At 32.4% G+C, this 20,469-nt stretch carries 17 protein-coding genes; 3 read left to right on the top strand and 14 right to left on the bottom strand.

The window, feature by feature from the left end; translation table 11 throughout:
- The first annotated feature begins 53 nt into the window (after window positions 1-53).
- Window positions 54-245, top strand: coding sequence for a hypothetical protein (locus FVF61_RS04285; RefSeq protein WP_148453726.1), 192 nt, complete (start codon window positions 54-56; stop codon window positions 243-245).
- Window positions 246-276: 31 nt separating this feature from the next.
- Here FVF61_RS04285 and lspA read toward each other — a convergent pair whose 3' ends face one another.
- From lspA to FVF61_RS04215, 14 genes are all read right to left on the bottom strand, one after another.
- Entirely contained in the window at window positions 277-774 is a 498-nt protein-coding gene (gene lspA, locus FVF61_RS04280) for a signal peptidase II (RefSeq protein WP_148453724.1), read from the bottom strand.
- The gene (gene fabD / locus FVF61_RS04275) at window positions 774-1,667 is read right to left on the bottom strand and encodes an ACP S-malonyltransferase (RefSeq protein WP_148453722.1); all 894 of its coding nucleotides are present in this window, start codon (window positions 1,665-1,667) and stop codon (window positions 774-776) included. The genes lspA and fabD overlap by 1 nt, the downstream gene beginning before the upstream one ends.
- Before the next feature lie 70 nt (window positions 1,668-1,737).
- Window positions 1,738-3,294 carry an NAD(P)/FAD-dependent oxidoreductase gene (locus FVF61_RS04270; protein WP_148453720.1) on the bottom strand — a complete coding sequence of 519 codons (1,557 nt, stop codon included), beginning with the start codon at window positions 3,292-3,294 and terminating at the stop codon, window positions 1,738-1,740.
- An 85-nt stretch (window positions 3,295-3,379) separates the two neighbouring features.
- The gene (locus FVF61_RS04265; protein WP_148453718.1) at window positions 3,380-6,961 is read right to left on the bottom strand and encodes a M1 family aminopeptidase; all 3,582 of its coding nucleotides are present in this window, start codon (window positions 6,959-6,961) and stop codon (window positions 3,380-3,382) included.
- Between the two features lie 21 nt (window positions 6,962-6,982).
- Window positions 6,983-7,867, bottom strand: coding sequence for an ABC transporter ATP-binding protein (locus FVF61_RS04260; protein WP_148453716.1), 885 nt, complete (start codon window positions 7,865-7,867; stop codon window positions 6,983-6,985).
- 198 nt (window positions 7,868-8,065) lie between these two features.
- Window positions 8,066-8,968, bottom strand: coding sequence for an alpha/beta fold hydrolase (locus FVF61_RS04255; protein WP_148453715.1), 903 nt, complete (start codon window positions 8,966-8,968; stop codon window positions 8,066-8,068).
- Between the two features lies 1 nt (window position 8,969).
- On the bottom strand, window positions 8,970-9,935 hold the full coding sequence (locus FVF61_RS04250; RefSeq protein WP_233586688.1) for a DUF6340 family protein: 966 nt from the start codon (window positions 9,933-9,935) through the stop codon (window positions 8,970-8,972).
- 149 nt (window positions 9,936-10,084) lie between these two features.
- Window positions 10,085-10,993: a dihydrofolate reductase gene (locus FVF61_RS04245; RefSeq protein ID WP_148453711.1), complete on the bottom strand. Its 909-nt coding sequence runs from the start codon at window positions 10,991-10,993 to the stop codon at window positions 10,085-10,087.
- A gap of 2 nt (window positions 10,994-10,995) precedes the next feature.
- The gene (locus FVF61_RS04240; RefSeq protein WP_148453709.1) at window positions 10,996-11,514 is read right to left on the bottom strand and encodes an energy transducer TonB; all 519 of its coding nucleotides are present in this window, start codon (window positions 11,512-11,514) and stop codon (window positions 10,996-10,998) included.
- Window positions 11,515-11,529: 15 nt separating this feature from the next.
- A complete protein-coding gene (locus FVF61_RS04235; protein ID WP_148453707.1) occupies window positions 11,530-12,354 on the bottom strand; it encodes a thymidylate synthase in 825 nt (274 codons plus the stop codon).
- 170 nt (window positions 12,355-12,524) lie between these two features.
- The gene (locus FVF61_RS04230) at window positions 12,525-14,237 is read right to left on the bottom strand and encodes a nucleoside transporter C-terminal domain-containing protein (protein ID WP_148453705.1); all 1,713 of its coding nucleotides are present in this window, start codon (window positions 14,235-14,237) and stop codon (window positions 12,525-12,527) included.
- A 17-nt stretch (window positions 14,238-14,254) separates the two neighbouring features.
- Complete coding sequence (locus FVF61_RS04225; protein ID WP_148453703.1) at window positions 14,255-14,872, bottom strand: bifunctional nuclease family protein; 618 nt, start codon at window positions 14,870-14,872, stop codon at window positions 14,255-14,257.
- Window positions 14,873-15,033: 161 nt separating this feature from the next.
- Window positions 15,034-15,993, bottom strand: coding sequence for an electron transfer flavoprotein subunit alpha/FixB family protein (locus tag FVF61_RS04220; protein ID WP_148453702.1), 960 nt, complete (start codon window positions 15,991-15,993; stop codon window positions 15,034-15,036).
- Between the two features lie 22 nt (window positions 15,994-16,015).
- Window positions 16,016-16,762: an electron transfer flavoprotein subunit beta/FixA family protein gene (locus FVF61_RS04215; protein ID WP_148453700.1), complete on the bottom strand. Its 747-nt coding sequence runs from the start codon at window positions 16,760-16,762 to the stop codon at window positions 16,016-16,018.
- A 161-nt stretch (window positions 16,763-16,923) separates the two neighbouring features.
- Here FVF61_RS04215 and FVF61_RS04210 point away from each other — a divergent pair, with 161 nt between their 5' ends.
- Together FVF61_RS04210 and FVF61_RS04205 are read left to right on the top strand one after the other, a co-directional pair.
- Window positions 16,924-17,901, top strand: coding sequence for a pyruvate dehydrogenase complex E1 component subunit beta (locus FVF61_RS04210; RefSeq protein ID WP_148453698.1), 978 nt, complete (start codon window positions 16,924-16,926; stop codon window positions 17,899-17,901).
- A 64-nt stretch (window positions 17,902-17,965) separates the two neighbouring features.
- On the top strand, window positions 17,966-20,467 hold the full coding sequence (locus FVF61_RS04205) for a DUF5686 and carboxypeptidase-like regulatory domain-containing protein (protein WP_148453696.1): 2,502 nt from the start codon (window positions 17,966-17,968) through the stop codon (window positions 20,465-20,467).
- Window positions 20,468-20,469 lie beyond the last annotated feature (2 nt).

The following is a 20,469-nucleotide window of genomic DNA, read 5'->3' as shown; positions in this document are numbered from 1 at the left end:
TGGAATTCTGTAATCATCTTTGTTACTTTGTAGCCTAAATGATAACGGAAAACATGAAATTGATTACAATTAAAAGAGAAACAAAAGAAGAAAAAAGGTACACGCCTAAAATGGGAGAACTGCTTACTAAAGTAACTTATATTAAAAAAGCATTCTTAAGCATCCCAATTAAAACCATTCACAAATATCGCGAAACCTATTATGGTGAAATTAAAGATTGCGAAGCTTGCAATCTAGCAAGATAAAAATGAAAGCCTCTTTTAAAGAGGCTTTTTTTTATGCTTTTTTTATTTCCTTTTTGTTTTTAAAACCAGCAAATAATAAAAGACCAAGTCCTAACATGACTGACATATCAGCTAGATTAAAAATACCAGTTTTAAAAACACCTCCTAAATCTATGTGGAAAAAATCTGTTACAGAACCATATACTATTCTATCGTAAACATTCGCTATTCCTCCTCCAACAATACAACAAAATCCTATTAAAGACAGTTTGTCTAGTTCTTTATTTTTAATAATATGAACAGTTACATAACCTAAAACCAGAATTGGTAGTATTAGTAAAAAGATGATTCTCAAAGTTGGATTTAAATCGCTTCCCATGCCAAGAAAAGCTCCAGAATTTTCCACATTATGTAATGTGAAAAAATCTCTAATAATTGGAGTCTCACTTCCTGGTGTTACGTATAGGCGTGTTAAAACTTTAGAAATCTGGTCTAAGGCTATATTTAAGACAATAAGAAGGACAATAAAAGAGTTTCGAGATAATTTCATTAAGCTTCTTTAGTATAATTAGCCGAAGCTGTTTGTGCATCTCTATTTATTTTCTTAACCAAACCTTGCAATACATTTCCAGGACCAACTTCTGTAAATAAAGTAGCTCCATCTGTAATCATTTGTTGAACAGATTGTGTCCATCTTACAGGAGCAGTTAATTGAGAAATTAAATTTGTTTTTATTGCAGCAGCATCTAAAACAGCAGAAGCTGTTACATTTTGGTAAATAGGACAATTAGGTTTATTGAAAAAGGTGTTTTCAATAGCAGATGCCAATTCTTCTCGAGCAGGTTCCATTAAAGGCGAATGAAAAGCGCCACCAACAGGTAGCACTAAAGCACGTCTAGCCCCTTCTTCTTTTAAACTTTCACAAGCCTTGTTTATGGCTTCAACTTCTCCTGAAATAACAAGTTGCCCTGGACAATTGTAATTTGCAGCAACAACAATACCATCAGTTGTAGCACATATTTTCTCAACAATATCATCGTCTAATCCTAAAACGGCAGCCATGGTACTTGGTTGTAGTTCACAGGCTTTTTGCATAGCCAAAGCTCGTTGAGATACTAATTTCAAACCATCTTCAAATGTTAAAGTGCCATTAGCTACTAATGCTGAAAATTCACCAAGCGAGTGTCCAGCAACCATATCTGGTTTAAAACTATTGCCTAAAATTTTAGCCAATATCACTGAATGTAAAAAGATAGCAGGTTGTGTTACCTTAGTTTCTTTTAAATCTTCAGCAGATCCTTGAAACATAACATCTGTAATAGAAAAGCCTAAAATATCATTGGCTTGTTCAAATAATTCTTGTGCTAAAGTTGATCCTTCATAAAGGTCTAAACCCATTCCAGAAAATTGTGCTCCTTGACCAGGAAATATATATGCGTTCATGTCTTTCTAGTTTTAATGTTGCAAAAATAGGAATAATTTTTTTAGATGATAAGTTAGCTTTGTTTTGTTTTTATAATCCAATAACAGCCGCTTCAGCACAACGCTCTCCATCCATGGCTGCCGAAACAATACCTCCAGCATAACCACCACCTTCACCACAAGGAAACAAACCTTCAATTTCAGGATGTTCTAAATTTTCATTTCTAGGAATACTTACAGGCGATGAGGTTCTACTTTCAACACCAACTACATTGGCTTCTGCAGTGTAATAACCTTTCATTTTTTCGCCAAATGCTTTAAAACCTTGACGTAAATTTCCACCAATGAGTTTTGGTAAAAGAGAATGTAAAGGAGCCGATTTTAATCCAGGTTGATAAGACGTCGAGTTTAAATCTGAAGATAATCTACCTTCTACAAAATCTGTTAAACGTTGTGCAGGAGCAGACTGAGTTCGTCCTCCAGCAGTAAAAGCCAAGCGTTCTAAATCTTTCTGGTATTCTAAACCTTTTAAAACACCAAAGTGTTCGTATTTTGGGAAATCTCTTTCTACATTTAATTCTACTACTATGCCAGAATTTGCAAATTGGTTGTTTCTTCTAGATGGAGACATGCCATTTACAACTACTTCGCCATTGGCAGTAGCTGCTGGAACTATAAAGCCTCCAGGACACATACAAAAAGAATACACACCTCTATTGTTTACTTGTTGTACCAAACTATAGGAAGCAGCCGGAAGTAATTCGTCTCTTTGTCCAGTACAATGATATTGAATAGAATCTATAATATGCTGTGGGTGTTCTACACGAACTCCCATGGCAAAAGATTTCGCTTCTAAAGCTATTTTCTTTTTATGTAATAGATAATAAATATCTCTTGCCGAATGTCCAGTTGCAAGAATCACACGATTTGCTGAGAGTTCCTCGCCATTAAGTAATTGGATGGCTTGAATTTTATTGTTCTTGATTTTAAAATCGGTTACACGAGTTTCAAAATGCACTTCTCCACCATATTTTAAAATGGTTTCACGAATATTTGTAACCACTTTTGGGAGTTTGTTAGTGCCAATATGTGGATGAGCATCAACAAGAATTTGGTCTGTAGCTCCATGAAAAACTAGGTTTTCAAAAATGCGTCTTACATCGCCACGTTTTAAACTACGTGTATACAATTTCCCATCGCTATATGTTCCTGCTCCACCTTCGCCAAAGCAGTAATTGGAATCTTCGTTAACAAAATGGTCTTGATTGATAGCTTTTAAATCGCGACGTCTGTCTTGCACATTTTTACCTCTTTCTAAAACAATGGGTTTAAAACCTAACTCGATACAACGTAAAGCAGCGTATATACCTGCTGGACCAAAACCAATAATATGTATGGGTTTAGCTTTAGAAACATCTTTATAATCGAAGGTGTATTCTGATTTTTCTGGAACTGGTTCGTTAATGTAAACAGCAACCTTATAGTTTAAAATTATTTTGGGCTTGCGTGCATCGATAGATTTTCGAAGCACTTTAATGCCAGAAATTTTATCTCTGGACATGCCTAAGTTTTCAGCAGATTTAATTAAAAGAATATTTGGAATTTTTTCTTCTTTTAAACTAATACGTAACTGAAGATCTTTTATCATGTGGCAAAATTAAGGAATATTAAAATAAATAAACACCCTAAACCAGATTCATGATTTAGGGTATTTTGAAATTGTTTAAAAAATACTAATCTTCTAATTTTAAACTTTTAATATTATCGTTATATACACGATCTATTAATATATGTCTTGGGTCAATTGCAGCTTTAACAGGTAGTGAATCTAATTGAACTGTGATTGAGGATTTATCTTTGTTAAATTTCACGCGTTGTTGTTGGTATAGCCTGTTCTCATCATTATCCATAAAGAAACCAATATCAATCCAATCGTTAATGGCAACTTTTGTTTCGTTACCAAGACTATCCGATTTCACTTTTGAACTTTCAATTTCCATGGTTACTTCAAACTTACCATTGTCTAAAGTCTTATATGTTGCATCTATTAATCTATTGTCATAAAGAGTTATTTCTTTAAACCAATCTTTAATTATATAGTTTAATGAATCTGGTACTTGTGGTTCTAAATAGCGTAAGAAGTCATATGAACTTGGATAAGGAGGTCCATTGTAACGGTATTCTTCTAGAAAGCCTTTCATTGCAGTATTTACACTGTCTTCACCAATATAATCTTGTAACGCATATAAAATAACACTTCCTTTTCCATAGTGAATATAGCCTTGATTTTCTACTTGGTATAAAGGCAATTCTTTTTCGCGTTCGCCACTTCGTCCGCGTAAATAGCGATCGTGATTATATTTAAGAAATTCTCGCATTTTCATAGGATTTTCATTAATGCTTTTTAAGGTCATTAATGCAGAATATTCAGAAAAGGCTTCACTAAGCAAAGTGCTCCCTTGCATATAGGCTCCAATAACTTGATGTGCCCACCATTGGTGAGCCATTTCATGCGCTATGACTTCATCGACAATATTGTTTTCAGTTTCGTCTTCTAAATTGATTATAAAACCAATGGCTTCAGAATAAGGCATTGTTCCTGGGAATGCTTGTGCAAAAGAGGCATAACGTGGAAACTCTATAATACGACATTGCTTATGAAAATATGGTCCAAAATTTTTGGTGTAATATGCTAATGAGCGCTCAATAGCATCTAACATCATTTCTACGTTTTCAGGATGCTTTTTATCATAATAGATTTCAAGATCTATACCATTCCATTTTCGTCTTGCTATTTCAAATTTTGCTGACATAAATGAATAGAAATTTAAAGAAGGCGTGTCGGTTTTATAATGGTAATAATTACGTCCATTTTCTTCCCATTTTTTTATTAAAGAACCAGGTGCAATTGCTGTTTGTTCAACAGAAGTTGAAACTACGGTTTCAACATCAATAAAATCTGATTGTCCATTAAAAATATAATTACCCATATGCAATTCGGTAACACCTGCTGTAAGTTCTGGCATGCGTTCTTTTTCAGGGAGGTCGTATTTTTTACGTGTATTATTATCGCCTATTTCATAACCATCATTATAACCCATAGTTGGTAGAATAGCATTATTATTAAAGAATGTACCATTCTTAACAATCATTGTATTCCCTTGACCATTACTAAATCCTTTTGTAATGTATTTGTTATTTACAGTCATAGTTATTTTTTCTCCAGGTTGTAAAGGAGGACTCAATTTGTAGATTGTAAACAAATAGGTTGTGTCTTTGTAAACGGCCTTTGAATTAGGTATAATTAACTTGGTGTCCCAACCTTCATTATTATAAAAATGAAGTGAATCAATAGGTTTATCAGAAGCATTGGTTAATTCTAAATCGGCCTTGACATGAATATCTCTTTTATTAGGAAAAATATCTATGTAATACTTTGCATCTGTAACTTTAGGAGATATAACTTCTCTGTACTTGCCATATTTTTTTTCGTATTCAGCTGATAATTGTTCTAAGTTATCACTCGAGAGGTATGGATTTAAAATTTGTGTATTATAATAAACAAATGCTGCTACACTTAACCAAGCAACTGCTGTAATAAGTATAACACCTCTATAACTTTTAGGCACTTCCTTTCTTGCTGTTTTTATGCGATTCCACAATGAGTTTTTAGAACCTCTACTCCATAAAGCACCTGCAATTAATAATCCTAAAAGGGATAATAGAATCCAATATAAATTAAACCATAATGTGCTTTTTAAACCAGGTCCAAAGGCATTCATATCTGAATAGAATACAGAAGCACTTCCTCCAATATTTAACATATTAGAAGTGATGTCTAAAATATTCAAGACTATACTCCAAACTAATAAAACAAGTATAGATATAAAGTAACCAATGTATTTATTACTAGAAAGCACTTGAATCATAATCATAATACCTCCAAAAATGATGTATAGCGCAAGATTTTCATAGAAGAAATCTAATAGATAGACATCTAATTCAATACGTGTAAATCCATGAAGAAGCTGATAAACAATTGCAATGCCAATAAAAAATAAGTTTAAAATTGAAGTAATACAAACAAGTGATAAGGCTTTAGCTGCCATGGATATAAACGATGTGTGTGCTGTAGCATCAACAACCTCATTTATTTTATAATCCCTATCACGCCATATTAATTCACCACTAAAGAATATGAGAATAATGATGGTAAAGATATTTGTATTGCCTTTAATTGAGTCTATAAGTTTGTAGGTAAGTGGATAAGATTGAAGCCCAAAATATTCAAATCCGACACTTAAATCTGCAACTAAAATGATAATACAGAATAAAAATAATATTTTAAAAGTGATGCTCTTTACAATGCTCAAGAAGTTGGTGTAAAAGAAGCTCTTGAATTGAATCCAGTTCGTATTGGCATTAAATGAAGGATTTAATTTTGGTAAAGTAAAAACCGTTTCTTTTTCCGATTTAGATACTTTCTCCTTCTTAATTTTTTTATTTTTCTCTTTAAAAGAAAAACTAAAATAAGAGATTAATAAAATAATAATTCCAACACTAGTCCAGATTAATCGATTCCAAAACAGTACACCAGAAAACCCAGGACTAACTGTGTTTTTTTCAGCTGGTGTAAAATATTTGGTTTCAATAGCGTAGGTGTTAATACCGAATACATCTGATAAAGCAGCAATAGTTTCGTTATCAACATCAGACATTAACGAACCGGAAACTATGTAAGTTATAATAATTAACAATCCACCTACAAAAGAAATAACTGTGCTTTTCCATTTATTTGCCATGGCAAAAATGACAGCTCCAGCGAGAAACATGTTCGGTAAGACAAACAATAAGTAGTTGTTTACAAAGGTTTCAAGGTAAAATGGGCCAAAGCGTTCTACATCAATCCATCCAAAAATTGTATTCATATAAGTACCTATGAGAACACCAATAAAAACACCTATAAGTGGTAAAGTTGAAACGACTAAAGCGCCAAAAAAACGACCAAAAAAGTATCCTGATTTGCTTAAAGGGGTTGTAAATAGAATTTCATTAAACTCATTATTATGGTCACGTAAGGCTGCATTATTAAAAAAAGCAACAGCCATTAATAAACTAAATATGCAAAAAATAGTCACATGAAGTGTAATCGTATATGGCGAATTTCTATAGACATTACCAATTGCTCCTCCAACCTGTACGTTATCACTAACTGTTGCAAAGAACTCCATTAATGCTAAGAAGAATATAAAAATATACACCATTGGTTGTCTAAGTGTATATTTTAATTCCGATAAAAAGAATGTTTTAAACATGATTAAAATGGTTAGTAAAGATTAAACAAGTACGTTAGATGTGTTGATTTTAGAAAAGAAAACATCCTCTAGGTTAGGTGTTACTTGTTCAAATCCATTTTGTGGATTTTCTTCACTATATATGTGAATTAGAGGTCTTCCAGCAACCATTTTGTTAGAGATAATTTTGTACTCGTTCGCATAGGTTTCAAGTTCGTCTCTGTTCACAATTTTTTGGAATACTTTGCTTCTTAAGTCATCAATTGCGACTTGTGGAGATCCATGAAAAACAATTTCTCCCAAGTTCATTATGGCCATATTCGTGCATAATTCTCTTACATCGTCAACAATATGGGTTGAAAGAATAACTATAACATCTTTGCCAACATCGGCAAGTAAGTTATAGAATCGGTTACGTTCACCAGGATCTAAACCAGCAGTAGGCTCATCAACAATAATTAATTTGGGGTTTCCAATAAGTGCTTGAGCAATACCAACGCGTTGTTTCATACCACCAGAAAATCCTTTGACAGATTTATTGCGCTTGTCGTATAAATTAACTTTGTCGAGTAAATATTTTACCAACTCTTTTCGTTCTGATTTATTTATTATGCCTTTCAAAATAGCTAAATGAGTCAATAATTGTTCGGCAGTAATTCTTGGATAAACACCAAATTCTTGAGGTAAGTAGCCTAAGACTTTACGTAATTCTGCTGGTTGATTTAGAATGTCAATATCATCTAAAGTGGCACTTCCATAATCGGCATCCTGCAGTGTCGCAAGTGTTCGCATTAATGATGATTTTCCCGCGCCATTTGGTCCTAAAAGGCCAAACATGCCGTTCTCTAGTTCTAAACTAACATTATCTAATGCTTTAACACCATTAGTATACGTTTTTGATAAATTACTGATTTTTAATGTACTCATTGAAAGGCGATTTTTGGTTGGTTAATGTAAATAAGACGACATATAACAAAAAACGTTACATGATAGCTGTTGTCTCGACAAGATACTACTTTATATATTAGACGTAATTTATAGATAAATGGTTGCCTGAATGAAGAATGAAATACCTGTATTTAACCTTAGTGTATTGAATGCAATTTTAGTAAAATGTAATATTTATTACTTGTTAGATAAAAACGCTTCTATAGCTTGATAGTAAATTTCTGGTTGCTCCAGCCAACCATAATGAGCGCATTTATCTATAAAAACTAATTGAGAATTTGTTAATAGTTCATGTGCTGATTTAGCAATGGAAACATCCATAACGTCTTGCTTTCCTTGAATAATTAGAACAGGCTGTTTAAAATTTTTATAAGCTTCAGTACAATTAAAATCAATGGCTCTTATGTTTTGCCAGATCAAAGTATTTATTGTTCTGTTTCCTTGAGTTAAACGTTCTGCTATAATAGGTGTATGCTTTTTATCATAAATATAAGCTGGAGCTAAATATTTTCCCCTGTTGTATCTAGCTTGATACGTTGTGTCTCCTTGACTAATTTGCCTGTTCCAATAGTTTAGAGAATCACGTTCAGTTTGACTAAGCTTAGATAGTAAATTTAGATTTCTTGTGATGCTTAAATCATAACCACCAGAACCTGAAAGGATTAAAGCTTTAATGTTTTCATAATGTTTAGAAACATAATATGATGCTAACATACCACCAAATGAATGCCCTAAAACAATCCATTGTTTAAAATTAAAATGATTGCGTATAGCTTCAATATCTTTTACCATGAGATCCATAGTCATGGTTTTTGTACTGACTTCAGAAATGGTAGAATTACCTGTTCCTCGTTGATCGTATAAAATAGCAAGGTTGTTTTTTCCTAATTCTTTAGCCAAAGACGTAAAACCTTCGCTATTCATTCCTGGACCACCATTGATAATTAGAATGGGTTCGCCTTGGCCATAAGTGGTAATATGTAAATTTCCATCTGGAATTGTAATGTTATAAGTGGATTGTGCTATTCCATTAAAATAAGTCGAAAGTAAAAGAAACACATATATACATTTGTTTGCCATATTATTGTGCTTGTTCTTGTAGCTTAATGTTTGTGGTTTGTCTATTTCTAAGAATTTTTAGATATCTCAATGCATTTTTGTCTTCGTAATCTGTGTATGATTTAGAAGCCCATGTTATTGCTGATTCCAAATTGCCATTTATTTCATTAATAATAGCCATGTTATAGCATGCTCGACCAGCAATTTTACCTTTAGGATTGTTCAGTTCCTGTTCCCATAATTCTGCTGCACCATCCCAATCACCAGTTTGAGCACGACGTTTACCAATCTCAAAATTTTCTGTACCTTTTACATAATATTGTCTGGTTACGCGAATTTTAAATGGGTAGGTTCTGTTTACATAATCCTGACCAATCTTTGTGCTTTCCTGTAATAGCGCTTCTTTTCTGCCAATAATGGCTTCAATGGCTTTAGAAGGGTTAATGCCTTTGCCTATTGAAGTAATCCATCTGTCTGTAACTATTTCGTCTCGAATAATTTTATTGACATTATCATAAATACGAAAACCTGCTTTTATATTGGTATTAATTGTTGCTTCATGTTCTATCATGGGTATTTTTATACCAAAAGCATTTAGCTGTTCAACAGTTCTAGTTTTGTATGAGATATTTGCATCTGTATCGTAAAATGATAAAGAGACTATAGCATCTATATTGTTTTCAGTACATAAATTATTTACTGTTCCCCATGTTAAGGCACTTGGGAAAATTCCCATACCTGGATTTTCTATTTTATCAGACGATACCATTTTAATGGTACTATATTGTTCATCTTTTTCTAAGACATCCATAATGCCTTGAAGGGTATAATTAGCACCTATTATGTCTAGATTCTTTCCTTCAATCGAAAAAATTTGATCAATATTATCTAGTGGTTTGTTTTTGTCTGATGCCAAACTTCGATTTAAAAGACCTATGTTTTTAATAGTAGATGGAATATAAACAGGAGCAGGTTCTGTTACACTCATGGTTAAATTATTCATAGATTGGCATGAAAAAAGAAGTAAACCAAATAATAATATAATTGTAAATATGTTAAAACGAAACTCTTTCATAAGGCTTAGATTTGGGATTCTAATTTAGCTAATGTAGTGAATTGTAATTAATTAACTGTTTTTTACTTGCGTAAATAGGTAATAAACGAAAAGTCGTACTGGTGATTTTTGTCTTTAGCATGATAGGTATTACTAGTTTCTTTCCAGATATTTGAATCTATTTTAGGAAAGGAAGTATCAGCCTCAAAATTTTCATGAACTCTAGTAAGCTCAATTTTATCAGCAAATGGCATGGCTTGTTTGTAAATTTCACCTCCACCAATAACAAATGGTTGTTTGTCTGACTTGGCAGCATCGAAAGCATCTTCCAGATTATTAACCAAAATCACACCAGAAGGCACTTGATAATTTTCTTGTCTGGAAATTACAATATGTATTCTGTTTGGTAAAGGTTTTGGAAAACTTTCAAACGTCTTTCTTCCCATTATAATATGATGTCCATTGGTAAGCTTTTTAAAGCGTTTTAAGTCGTCACTTAAATGCCAGATTAGTTGATTGTTTTTTCCAATAGCATCATTTTCTCCAGCAGCAACTATTAAAGTTATTTCAGATTTCTTCGAGGTTGTTTTTGTTATCGGAGTTTTTTTTTCGGTTGGAAGAGGATGTTCTTTATCTACTTGCTGTTGAAGTTTAGCAATACGTGTTTTTTGTTTTTCAACCAATTTATTCAGTTGTTCTTGCTCCCAAGTATCACCTAAGAACTTGTGAGTAAAATATACGTTGAAAGCATGATATAAAAATATTAAAAGCCAAGCAATAATAGCGTATACAAACCAATCTATTCCAAAAGGTTTCAAGGTTTCACCAACTCCAATAACCAGACTTGCAACAATCATTGCTACAGAGCCAATTAAAAACAATACAAAATGTATGTACAGGCTCTTTTTTTGCTTGATACGTTTTTGAGCTGTTTTAATTAACTCTAATTGCTCTTTATCTATTAATGGTCTATCTTTTTTCTTTCCGAACATGTTTAACTTTTGTTGTTTTGTTTATCAAGTTTTCTTTGTTCTTTTTTTGATAATGGTTTTTTGTTTTCTATAGTAAATACTATTGGTAAAGTGTAAGGAACTACAACTGCTTTTCCACGAAGATAACCTGGTTTTTCTAAATCTGGAATTAGTTTTATTACCCTTAAAGTTTCTTTCTCTAGTACTTTATGAGGTGCATTTACTTTAATATCTTTAATTTCACCATTAACACCAATTTTAAAGAAAGCCATAATTCTAACTTTACCTTCGGGTAAATTCAAATTTCTAGCTATGTTAATGTTGAAATTTCTACTTACTATACTAGATATTTGCGAGCCCATACATTGCTTAAGAGCTTGGTTTCCCATGTTCTCATCGCAACCATGATATACAGGAACTTGTTCAATAATGGCAAAAGGGACTTCTGCAGAATCTTGAATAGAATCTAATTCTTGAATGTTTTCCTGTGTAAAAGAAATTAAGCTAGTAAAAAAAAGTAATAAGAATATATTAAATTTCATGATTTAGATTTTAAATTATATAGCAACAACTCCTTTAATGTGTGGATGCGGATTGTAATTTACTAATGTGAAATCTTCAAATTTGAAATCGAAAATATCTTTTACATCAGGATTAATAATCATTTTTGGTAATGTTTTAGGGTCTCTAGATAACTGTAATTCTAACTGCTCTATATGATTGTTGTAGATATGAGCATCTCCAAATGTGTGGATAAATTCTCCAGCTTGGTAGCCACAAACTTGTGCCATCATCATGGTAAATAAGGCATATGACGCAATATTAAAAGGTACTCCTAAAAAAATATCTGCACTGCGTTGATATAACTGACAAGATAGTTTTCCATCTGCTACATAAAATTGAAAAAAGGCATGGCAAGGAGGAAGTGCAGCTTTTCCGTTAGCTACATTCTCGCTAAAACTTTTAGACGTGTCTGGTAAAACTGAAGGATTCCAAGCAGAAACTAACATACGTCTGCTATTTGGATTCTTTTTTAAAGTGTCGACTATTTCTTTTATTTGATCAATCTCGTCGTTATTCCAGTTTCTCCATTGATGTCCATAAACAGGTCCTAAATCACCATTTTCGTCAGCCCATTCATTCCAGATACGAACGCCATTTTCAGTTAAATAATCAATGTTTGTATCCCCTTTTAAGAACCACAATAATTCATGAACAATCGATTTTAAGTGTAATTTTTTGGTAGTTACCATTGGAAAACCTTCGTTTAAATCAAAACGCATTTGATAGCCAAACACACTTTTTGTTCCGGTTCCAGTTCTATCTCCTTTTTCATTTCCGTTTTCTAAAACGTACTTAACTAGATCTAAATATTGTTTCATATTCACTTCCCACTAAAGCAGGAATCACTTTAAATTAAACTTAAAATTTTAGAAAATAAAAATAAAAAAAAGCTTCAAATCAAAAGGATAGAAGCCTAGTTTTATATTAAAAGTTATTAACTTATTATTATACTTACTAATAGTAATAATTTATCTGTGTCGATTTGCCACTAGCCGATTATCATTCCAGCAATAGTTGCAGAAATTAAAGAAGCAATTGTTCCGCCAATTAGGGCTTTCATTCCAAATTCTGATAAGGTTTTACGTTGTCCTGGAGCTAGGGAGCCAATACCACCAATTTGAATGCCAATTGATGCAAAGTTGGCAAAACCACAAAGCATGTAGGTAGCCATAATAATAGATTTATTATAATTTAAATGCACTTCGTTGGCAACGTTTTTCAAGTCGGCTAATTGTATATAGCCAACAAATTCGCTGGCTGCTAATTTTATACCTAACAATTGTCCCATCATCATAATATCTTCACTTGCCACTCCAATTAACCACATTAAAGGCGCGAAAATGGTTCCTAGAATAGCTTCAAGAGAAAGAGCAGGATAAGGTGTGTTTGCAGCCATCCATGTATTGATGATAGAAAAATCTCCAATCCAACCCAAAATACCATTTATCATAGCAATAAAAGCAACGAATACTAAAAGCATGGCTCCAACATTTACAGCTAATCTTAGGCCTTCTGTTGTTCCATTAGCAATGGCATCTAAGATATTTGATCCAATTTTTTCTGAAGATACTTCTACTTCAGTATTTATTTTTTCAGTTTGAGGATATAATATTTTTGATATAACAATTGCTCCAGGAGCAGCCATTACAGATGCAGCTAATAAGTGTTTTGCATAAACCAACCTTAAAGCAGGATCATCTCCTCCAAGAAAACCTATATATGCTGCAAGTACAGCTCCAGCAACAGTTGCCATACCTCCAATCATAACCAGAAGCATTTCACTTTTAGTCATTTTTTCTAGATAGGCTTTAATTAAAAGAGGCGCTTCCGTTTGACCTAAAAAGATGTTTCCAGCAACACTTAAACTTTCTGCTCCAGATATTTTTAAAAGCTTGGTTAAAAGCATGGCCATTAATTTAACGGCTTTTTGTATGACGCCTAAGTAAAATAAAACAGAAGTTAAAGCTGAAAAGAAGATGATTGTTGGAAGCACTTGAAATGCAAATATAAATCCAAAGGTATCCATGTCAACAACCAAACCTTCGAATAGGAACTTACTTCCAGCTCTTGTAAAATCTAAAATACTGATAAAAACTTGCCCTACAGATTCGAATGCGCTTTGAATAAAAGGTACTTTTAAAACACCAATAGCAATTAATAACTGAAATGCTAAACCAATTCCAACTGTTTTCCAGTTAATGGCTTTTTTGTTAGAACTGAATAAAAAAGCCATAAATATTAATGAAATCATTCCTAATACACCTCTCCAAAGACTGTTAAAAGAAAATCCTTCACTAGGTTTTATGCTATTTTCAGTTCCTTCAGCTATGGCTTCGTTAAAGGATGTTTTTGCACTTGAAAAAAAGTAGGTATAATCTCTTTCTTTAAAAACTAATGTGGAATCTGTAAGTTCATTAATTCTGTATCTTTTTACAGAATCAGAAGGATTATTATAATAAAATACCAATAGATTGTTTTGGTAGATATAATCGCCATATGCTTGGATTGAATCTGAGCTAACTGAAAACCTGAAGACTCCTTCATTAAGTTCTAAAGCGTCAGTGTTTTTATTAACAGTTAGATTTTTACCAGTTTGATCTTGAATGCTTTCAAGTTGCCAATTTTTTTCTATTTCTTGTGCTTCTATGGTTGAAGTAATTCCGAAAAAAACAGCAAAAATTGCTAGTAAAAATTGTTTCATCTGTAAGGTTTGGTTAGTTATCGCTTAGAAATTTCATCACGAATCTTTGCAGCTTTTTCATAGTCTTCATTGGCTACAGCTTCATCTAATAAATTATGAAGTTCGTCAAGCGTTTTACTTTTGTAAATATTTTTTGTAGTTCCGGTTTCTAATTCTTCTGCAATAAAATCATCCACTAAAACGCTGTCTTCTTCGTCTTCTTCACCTTCTTTTTTAGGATTCACTTTTAAATAAATTCCAGCTTTATCTAAGATGTTTTTATAAGTGAAAATAGGAGCGTTAAAACGAAGGGCTAATGCTATAGCATCGCTAGTTCTGGCATCAATAATTTCTTCAATTTTATCTCTTTCGCAGATTAAACTGGAATAAAAAACACCATCAACTAATTTATGAATAATGACTTGTTTGACTACAATATCGAACCGATCTGCAAAGTTTTTAAATAGATCGTGTGTTAGTGGTCTAGGAGGTCTAATTTCTTTTTCAAGAGCAATAGCAATAGATTGAGCTTCGAAAGCACCAATAACAATAGGTAATTTTCGGTCACCATCTACTTCATTTAAAATAAGTGCATAGGCACCATTTTGCGTTTGACTGTATGAAATTCCTTTGATATTAAGACGTACTAAACTCATAAAATTTTAAAAAACAAAGAACCGTTTAAATTAGGACTTTACCAACTGCTTTAGTCATATTTAAAGATTTTGATATTTTGATTTTACAAAACCTGAGCTGTTATTGTAGTAAATACGTAATTTAAACAGTTCTTAATAACTATACAAGTTAAAAAAAATATTTATTGCTGAGCTTTAAAAGCTTTCAATTTTTCAATTAATTTAGGAACTACTTCAAAAGCATCACCAACAATTCCATAATCTGCTGCTTTAAAGAAAGGCGCTTCTGGATCTGTATTGATAACTACTTTTACTTTACTAGCATTAATTCCTGCTAGATGTTGAATGGCTCCAGAAATACCAATAGCAATGTATAAATTAGAAGCTACAGGTTTCCCAGTTTGTCCTACGTGTTCGCTATGTGGTCTCCAGCCTAAATCACTTACTGGTTTAGAACATGCTGTAGCAGCACCTAACACAGAAGCTAATTCTTCAACCATTCCCCAGTTTTCAGGGCCTTTAAGTCCACGACCTCCAGATACAACTATTTCTGCATCTGCAATAGTTACTTTTCCTGTTACTTTGTCAACAGATTCAACTTTAACTCCTAATTCTGGGATTGAAGGTGAAAAATCTTCAGCAGTTGCACTTCCTGAATTTTCTTTAACTCCAAAAGCATTTTTAGATACTGCAACTAATTTTACATCTGTATTAATAGATGTCATATTAAAAGCTTTATTAGTAAAAGCTGTTCTTTTAACTGTAAAAGGAGAGATGCTCGATGGAGCTTCAACTACGTTCGATGCAAAACCTGCATTTAAATCTATAGCCAATAGAGGAGCTAAATATTTGCAATCTGCACTAGAGCTTACTATTACCACTTTGGATTCTTCTTTTGCTGCTGCTTGAGCTATTACATTGGCATAACCATTTGCGTTAAAAGATTCTAATTGCGAGTTGTTTACTTTTAAAACTTTATCTACACCATGATTTCCTAGAACAGACGTGTCTTCTGCATTAATAGTAATGGCTGTAACAGTTGTTCCCATTTGGTCTGCAACTGCTTTGGCATAAGAAGCAACTTCTAAAGCTGTTTTTTTAAATTTTCCTTGTTCGGATTCTGTATATACTAAAACTGACATTGTTTTTAATTTTGTATGATTATTAAATCACTTTTGCTTCGTTATGAAGTAAGTTTACTAATTCTTCCACATTATCTGCATCCACTAATTTAACAGCACCTTTTGGAGCTGGTTTTTCAAACTTCACAGATTCAGTTTCAGCACTTGCATCAATTGGTTCAAGAACATTTAATGGTTTTTGTCTAGCCATCATAATCCCTCTCATATTCGGAATACGTAAATCACTTTCTTCTACTAACCCTTTTTGACCACCAATTACAAGTGGAAGAGATGTAGAAACAGTTTCTTTTCCACCATCAATTTCACGAGCAGCTGTTGCATTCGTTCCTTCAACTTCAAGGCTAATACAATTATTCACAAAATTTGCTTTTAATAAACCAGCAAGCATTCCTGGAACCATTCCTCCATTATAATCAATAGATTCACGACCAGCAATTACCAAATCGTAACCACCATCTTGAACTACTTTTGCTAATTGTTTTGCTACTGCAAAACCATCTGTAGCAGCTATATTTACTCTAATAGCTCCATCTGCTCCAATAGCCAAAGCTTTACGTAAAGTTGGTTCAGTTTCAGGACCACCAACGTTCACTACATCAACACTTGCTCCTTGTTTTTCTTTGAACCACATAGCACGAGTTAGGCCAAATTCATCATTCGGATTGATTACAAATTGAACACCATTTGTGTCGAATTTTGTGTCTCCTTCAGTAAAATTAATTTTTGAAGTCGTATCAGGTACATGACTAATACATACTAATATTTTCATATCGGAATTCTTATTTAAATATGTGTAATTATTTTGAGGTTACGAAGTTAATTATTTTATTCTGAATATTTACTATGCGTGCATAATAAATTTTAAATAATTCTTTTTAATAAAGTCTTTGATTTATTGTTATTTTTGCTGTCTATATAAAAGTTATACAAATGAAAACAATTCAATTTAGAGAAGCTATATGTGAAGCCATGAGCGAAGAAATGCGCAGAGATGAGAGCATTTACTTAATGGGAGAAGAAGTAGCTGAATATAATGGTGCTTACAAGGCATCTAAAGGTATGCTTGATGAATTTGGTCCCAAACGTGTTATTGATACTCCTATTGCTGAGCTAGGTTTTGCTGGTATTGCTATTGGTTCTACCATGACTGGAAACAGACCAATTGTAGAGTATATGACCTTTAACTTTTCTTTAGTTGGAATTGATCAAATTATAAATAATGCAGCCAAAATAAGACAAATGTCTGGTGGACAATTTAAATGTCCAATTGTATTTCGTGGGCCAACAGCTTCTGCTGGACAATTAGCTGCAACACACTCTCAAGCTTTTGAAAGTTGGTTTGCTAATACGCCAGGTTTAAAAGTAGTTGTGCCTTCAAATCCTTACGACGCAAAAGGACTTTTAAAATCTGCTATTCGTGATGACGATCCTGTTATTTTTATGGAAAGTGAGCAAATGTATGGAGATAAAGGCGAAGTGCCTGAAGGCGAATATACCATTCCATTAGGAGTTGCTGAAATTAAAAGAGAAGGTAAAGATGTTACTATCGTTTCTTTTGGAAAAATTATAAAAGAAGCTTATAAAGCTGCAGATGAATTAGAAAAAGAAGGTATTTCTTGTGAGATTATTGATCTTAGAACGGTTCGTCCTTTAGATAAAGAAGCCATTTTAACTTCGGTTAAAAAAACAAACAGATTAGTTATTTTAGAGGAAGCTTGGCCTTTTGGAAATGTGTCTACAGAAATTACATACATCATTCAAGCAGAAGCCTTCGATTATTTAGATGCACCAATTATAAAAATTAATACAGCAGATACACCTGCACCTTATTCACCAGTTTTATTAGAAGAGTGGTTGCCAAATAGTGATGAAGTGATTAAGGCTGTAAAAAAAGTATTGTATAAATAAAAATTTATTATTTTAGATTAAATTGACTTCATTGGCAATATTGTTGATGAAGTTTTTTGTTAATATGAAGTTTAAGTTACTAGTTTTATTTTTTTTCTTTGGCATTGGCTTATTGTTTTCTCAAACAAAAGTTAGTGGTCATGTTTTCGATGAAAACAATGAGCCAGTAGCTTATGCTAATATCATTTTTAAAAATTCTTCACAAGGAACTATTACAGACGAAAACGGAAAATTTTATTTAGAATCTTCAGATACATGGAATACATTAATTGTCTCTTTTGTTGGATACGAAACCATAGAGTATCCTTTAAATAAAAAGGTAAATTACGAGCTTAAATTCACTATAAAAGAAGAAGCTGCTGCACTTAACGAAGTTTTAATTATTGCAGGAAAACAATCAAAAAAAGCCTCAGAAAATCCAGCCATTGTTATTTTACAAAAAATATGGGAGCGTAAACGGAAAAATGGATTAAGACAGTTTAAACAATATAATTACGATAGATACGAAAAGGTAGAGTTTGATATTAATACTATTGATAGTGCTTTAATAAACGGTAAACTGTTTAAAGGCATGGAGTTTGTTTTTGAGCATGTAGACACTTCAAGAGTAACAGGAAAAACGTATCTCCCATTTTTTATTAATGAAGAAGCTGCAAAAGTGTATGGAGATAATATTTTAAAGAAAGAAAAGGTAGAAATAAAAGGAAATAAAAATTCTGGATTTGAAAATAACCAAGCCATTATAGATTTTGTAAAAGATTTATATTCAGAATACGATGTCTATGATAATTACTTAAAATTTTTCGATAAAAGTTTCGTAAGTCCCATTTCTAGAACTGGAATAAATACTTATAACTATGTGCTTGCAGATAGTGCCTTTATTGATAATAAGTGGTGCTATAATATTATATATTATCCAAGGCGTAAAAACGAATTAACATTTAAAGGAGATTTTTGGGTTGCAGATACCACCTTTGCAATTAAGGATATTAATATGCATGCCTCAAAGAGTGCTAATATAAATTGGGTAAAAGACATTTATATTGAACAAGAGTTTGAAGTATTAAACGATTCCGTGTTTTTAGTAAAACGCGACTATTTTATGTCTGATTTTACATTAAACAAAAAGGAAGAATCACGAGGTATTTATGGCAAGCGTACCACACTTTATAATAACTATGAATTTAATAAAGTAAAGAAAGAAGGGTTTTATAAAAAAGAAGTTTTCGATTACAATAAGGATGCTTATAATAGAGATGATGCGTTTTGGGATGAAAATAGAATGGAAGCCTTATCTAAAGACGAAAAAGGTGTTTACAAAATGCTAGATACCTTAAAAACAGTTAGTAAATTTAAAAGACTTTATAATTTGGGCTCTATTTTATCTTCAGGATTTATAGAAATTGATAAATGGAATATAGATATAGGACCTATTTCATCAACTTTTGGATATAATGATGTAGAAGGTTTAAGAATGAGAGCAGGCGCAAGAACCTATTTCGGTCAAAATGATTTATGGCGAGCTCAAGGATTTTTAGCTTATGGATTTAAAGATAATAAGTTTAAATATGGGCTTTCTGCTAAGTGGTTAATCAACAAAGAAAATAGATTAATTATTTCTGCAGGTCATAGGCGAGATATCGAGCAAATAGGAGCTAATTTAACAAGCTCTACAGATGTTTTAGGAAGAAGCTTAGCTTCCAACGATGTGTTTTCTGTAGCACCAAATGATAAACTTACTAATATTAATTTAGGGGCTTTAGCTATAGAAATGGAGCCATGGCAGAATGTGGTAATTAGAGTTGGCGGAAGTTATCGAACTTTATCTTCAGCTTCATCATCATTTAGTTTAGATTATGTAGATCCAGAATCTCCAACAGGTATTTCGTCTGAAATACAACAGTTTGAAAGTACCTTTTCAGTAAACTATTATCCACAAAGAAAAATGACTGGACATGGTGTTGAAAGATTGAATGCCAATGATGATTATGCATCGTTATTTACTCAATTTAGTGTAGGCACAAAAGATTTTTTTAATAGCGATTTTGATTATACGAAAGTGCAGTTTTCTTATATTCAACCATGGCAAATTGGTGGACTTGGTCAGCTTAAATCTACTTTTGAAGCAGGAAAGACTTTTGGAGATGTACCTCTTGGATTGTTAAGTATAGTTCCTGGAAATCAGTCGTATTTTTCATTTTACAAGTCTTTTGCTCAATTAGATTATTACGAGTTTGTCACAGACACCTATGTGGCTTTGTTTTTAGAACACAATTTTAATGGTAAGTTCTTTTCAAGAATTCCTTTTTTAAGAAAATTAAATTGGCGTGAAATTGTTGGAATTCGTGGTGTTTGGGGAGATTTATCTGACAGTAATATAGCATTAAGCAGTCCTACAAATATTCCTTTGTTGGCTCCAAACAAAGAAATTTATTACGAATACAGCGTTGGTGTTGGAAATATATTCAAACTCATGAGAATAGATTTTAACTTTAGAGGAAATTATTTTGATAATCCAGGAGCCAGAGATTTTGGAGTATCTATTAATTTCGGATTTAGATTCTAAAC

Origin of the sequence: Xanthomarina maritima (genome assembly GCF_008084905.1) — a bacterium.
In the GTDB taxonomy this organism is placed as follows: Bacteria; Bacteroidota; Bacteroidia; order Flavobacteriales; family Flavobacteriaceae; genus Xanthomarina; species Xanthomarina maritima.
Note: the sequence above shows the minus strand (reverse complement) of the source record. Positions and strands in the feature narration are given on the sequence as shown.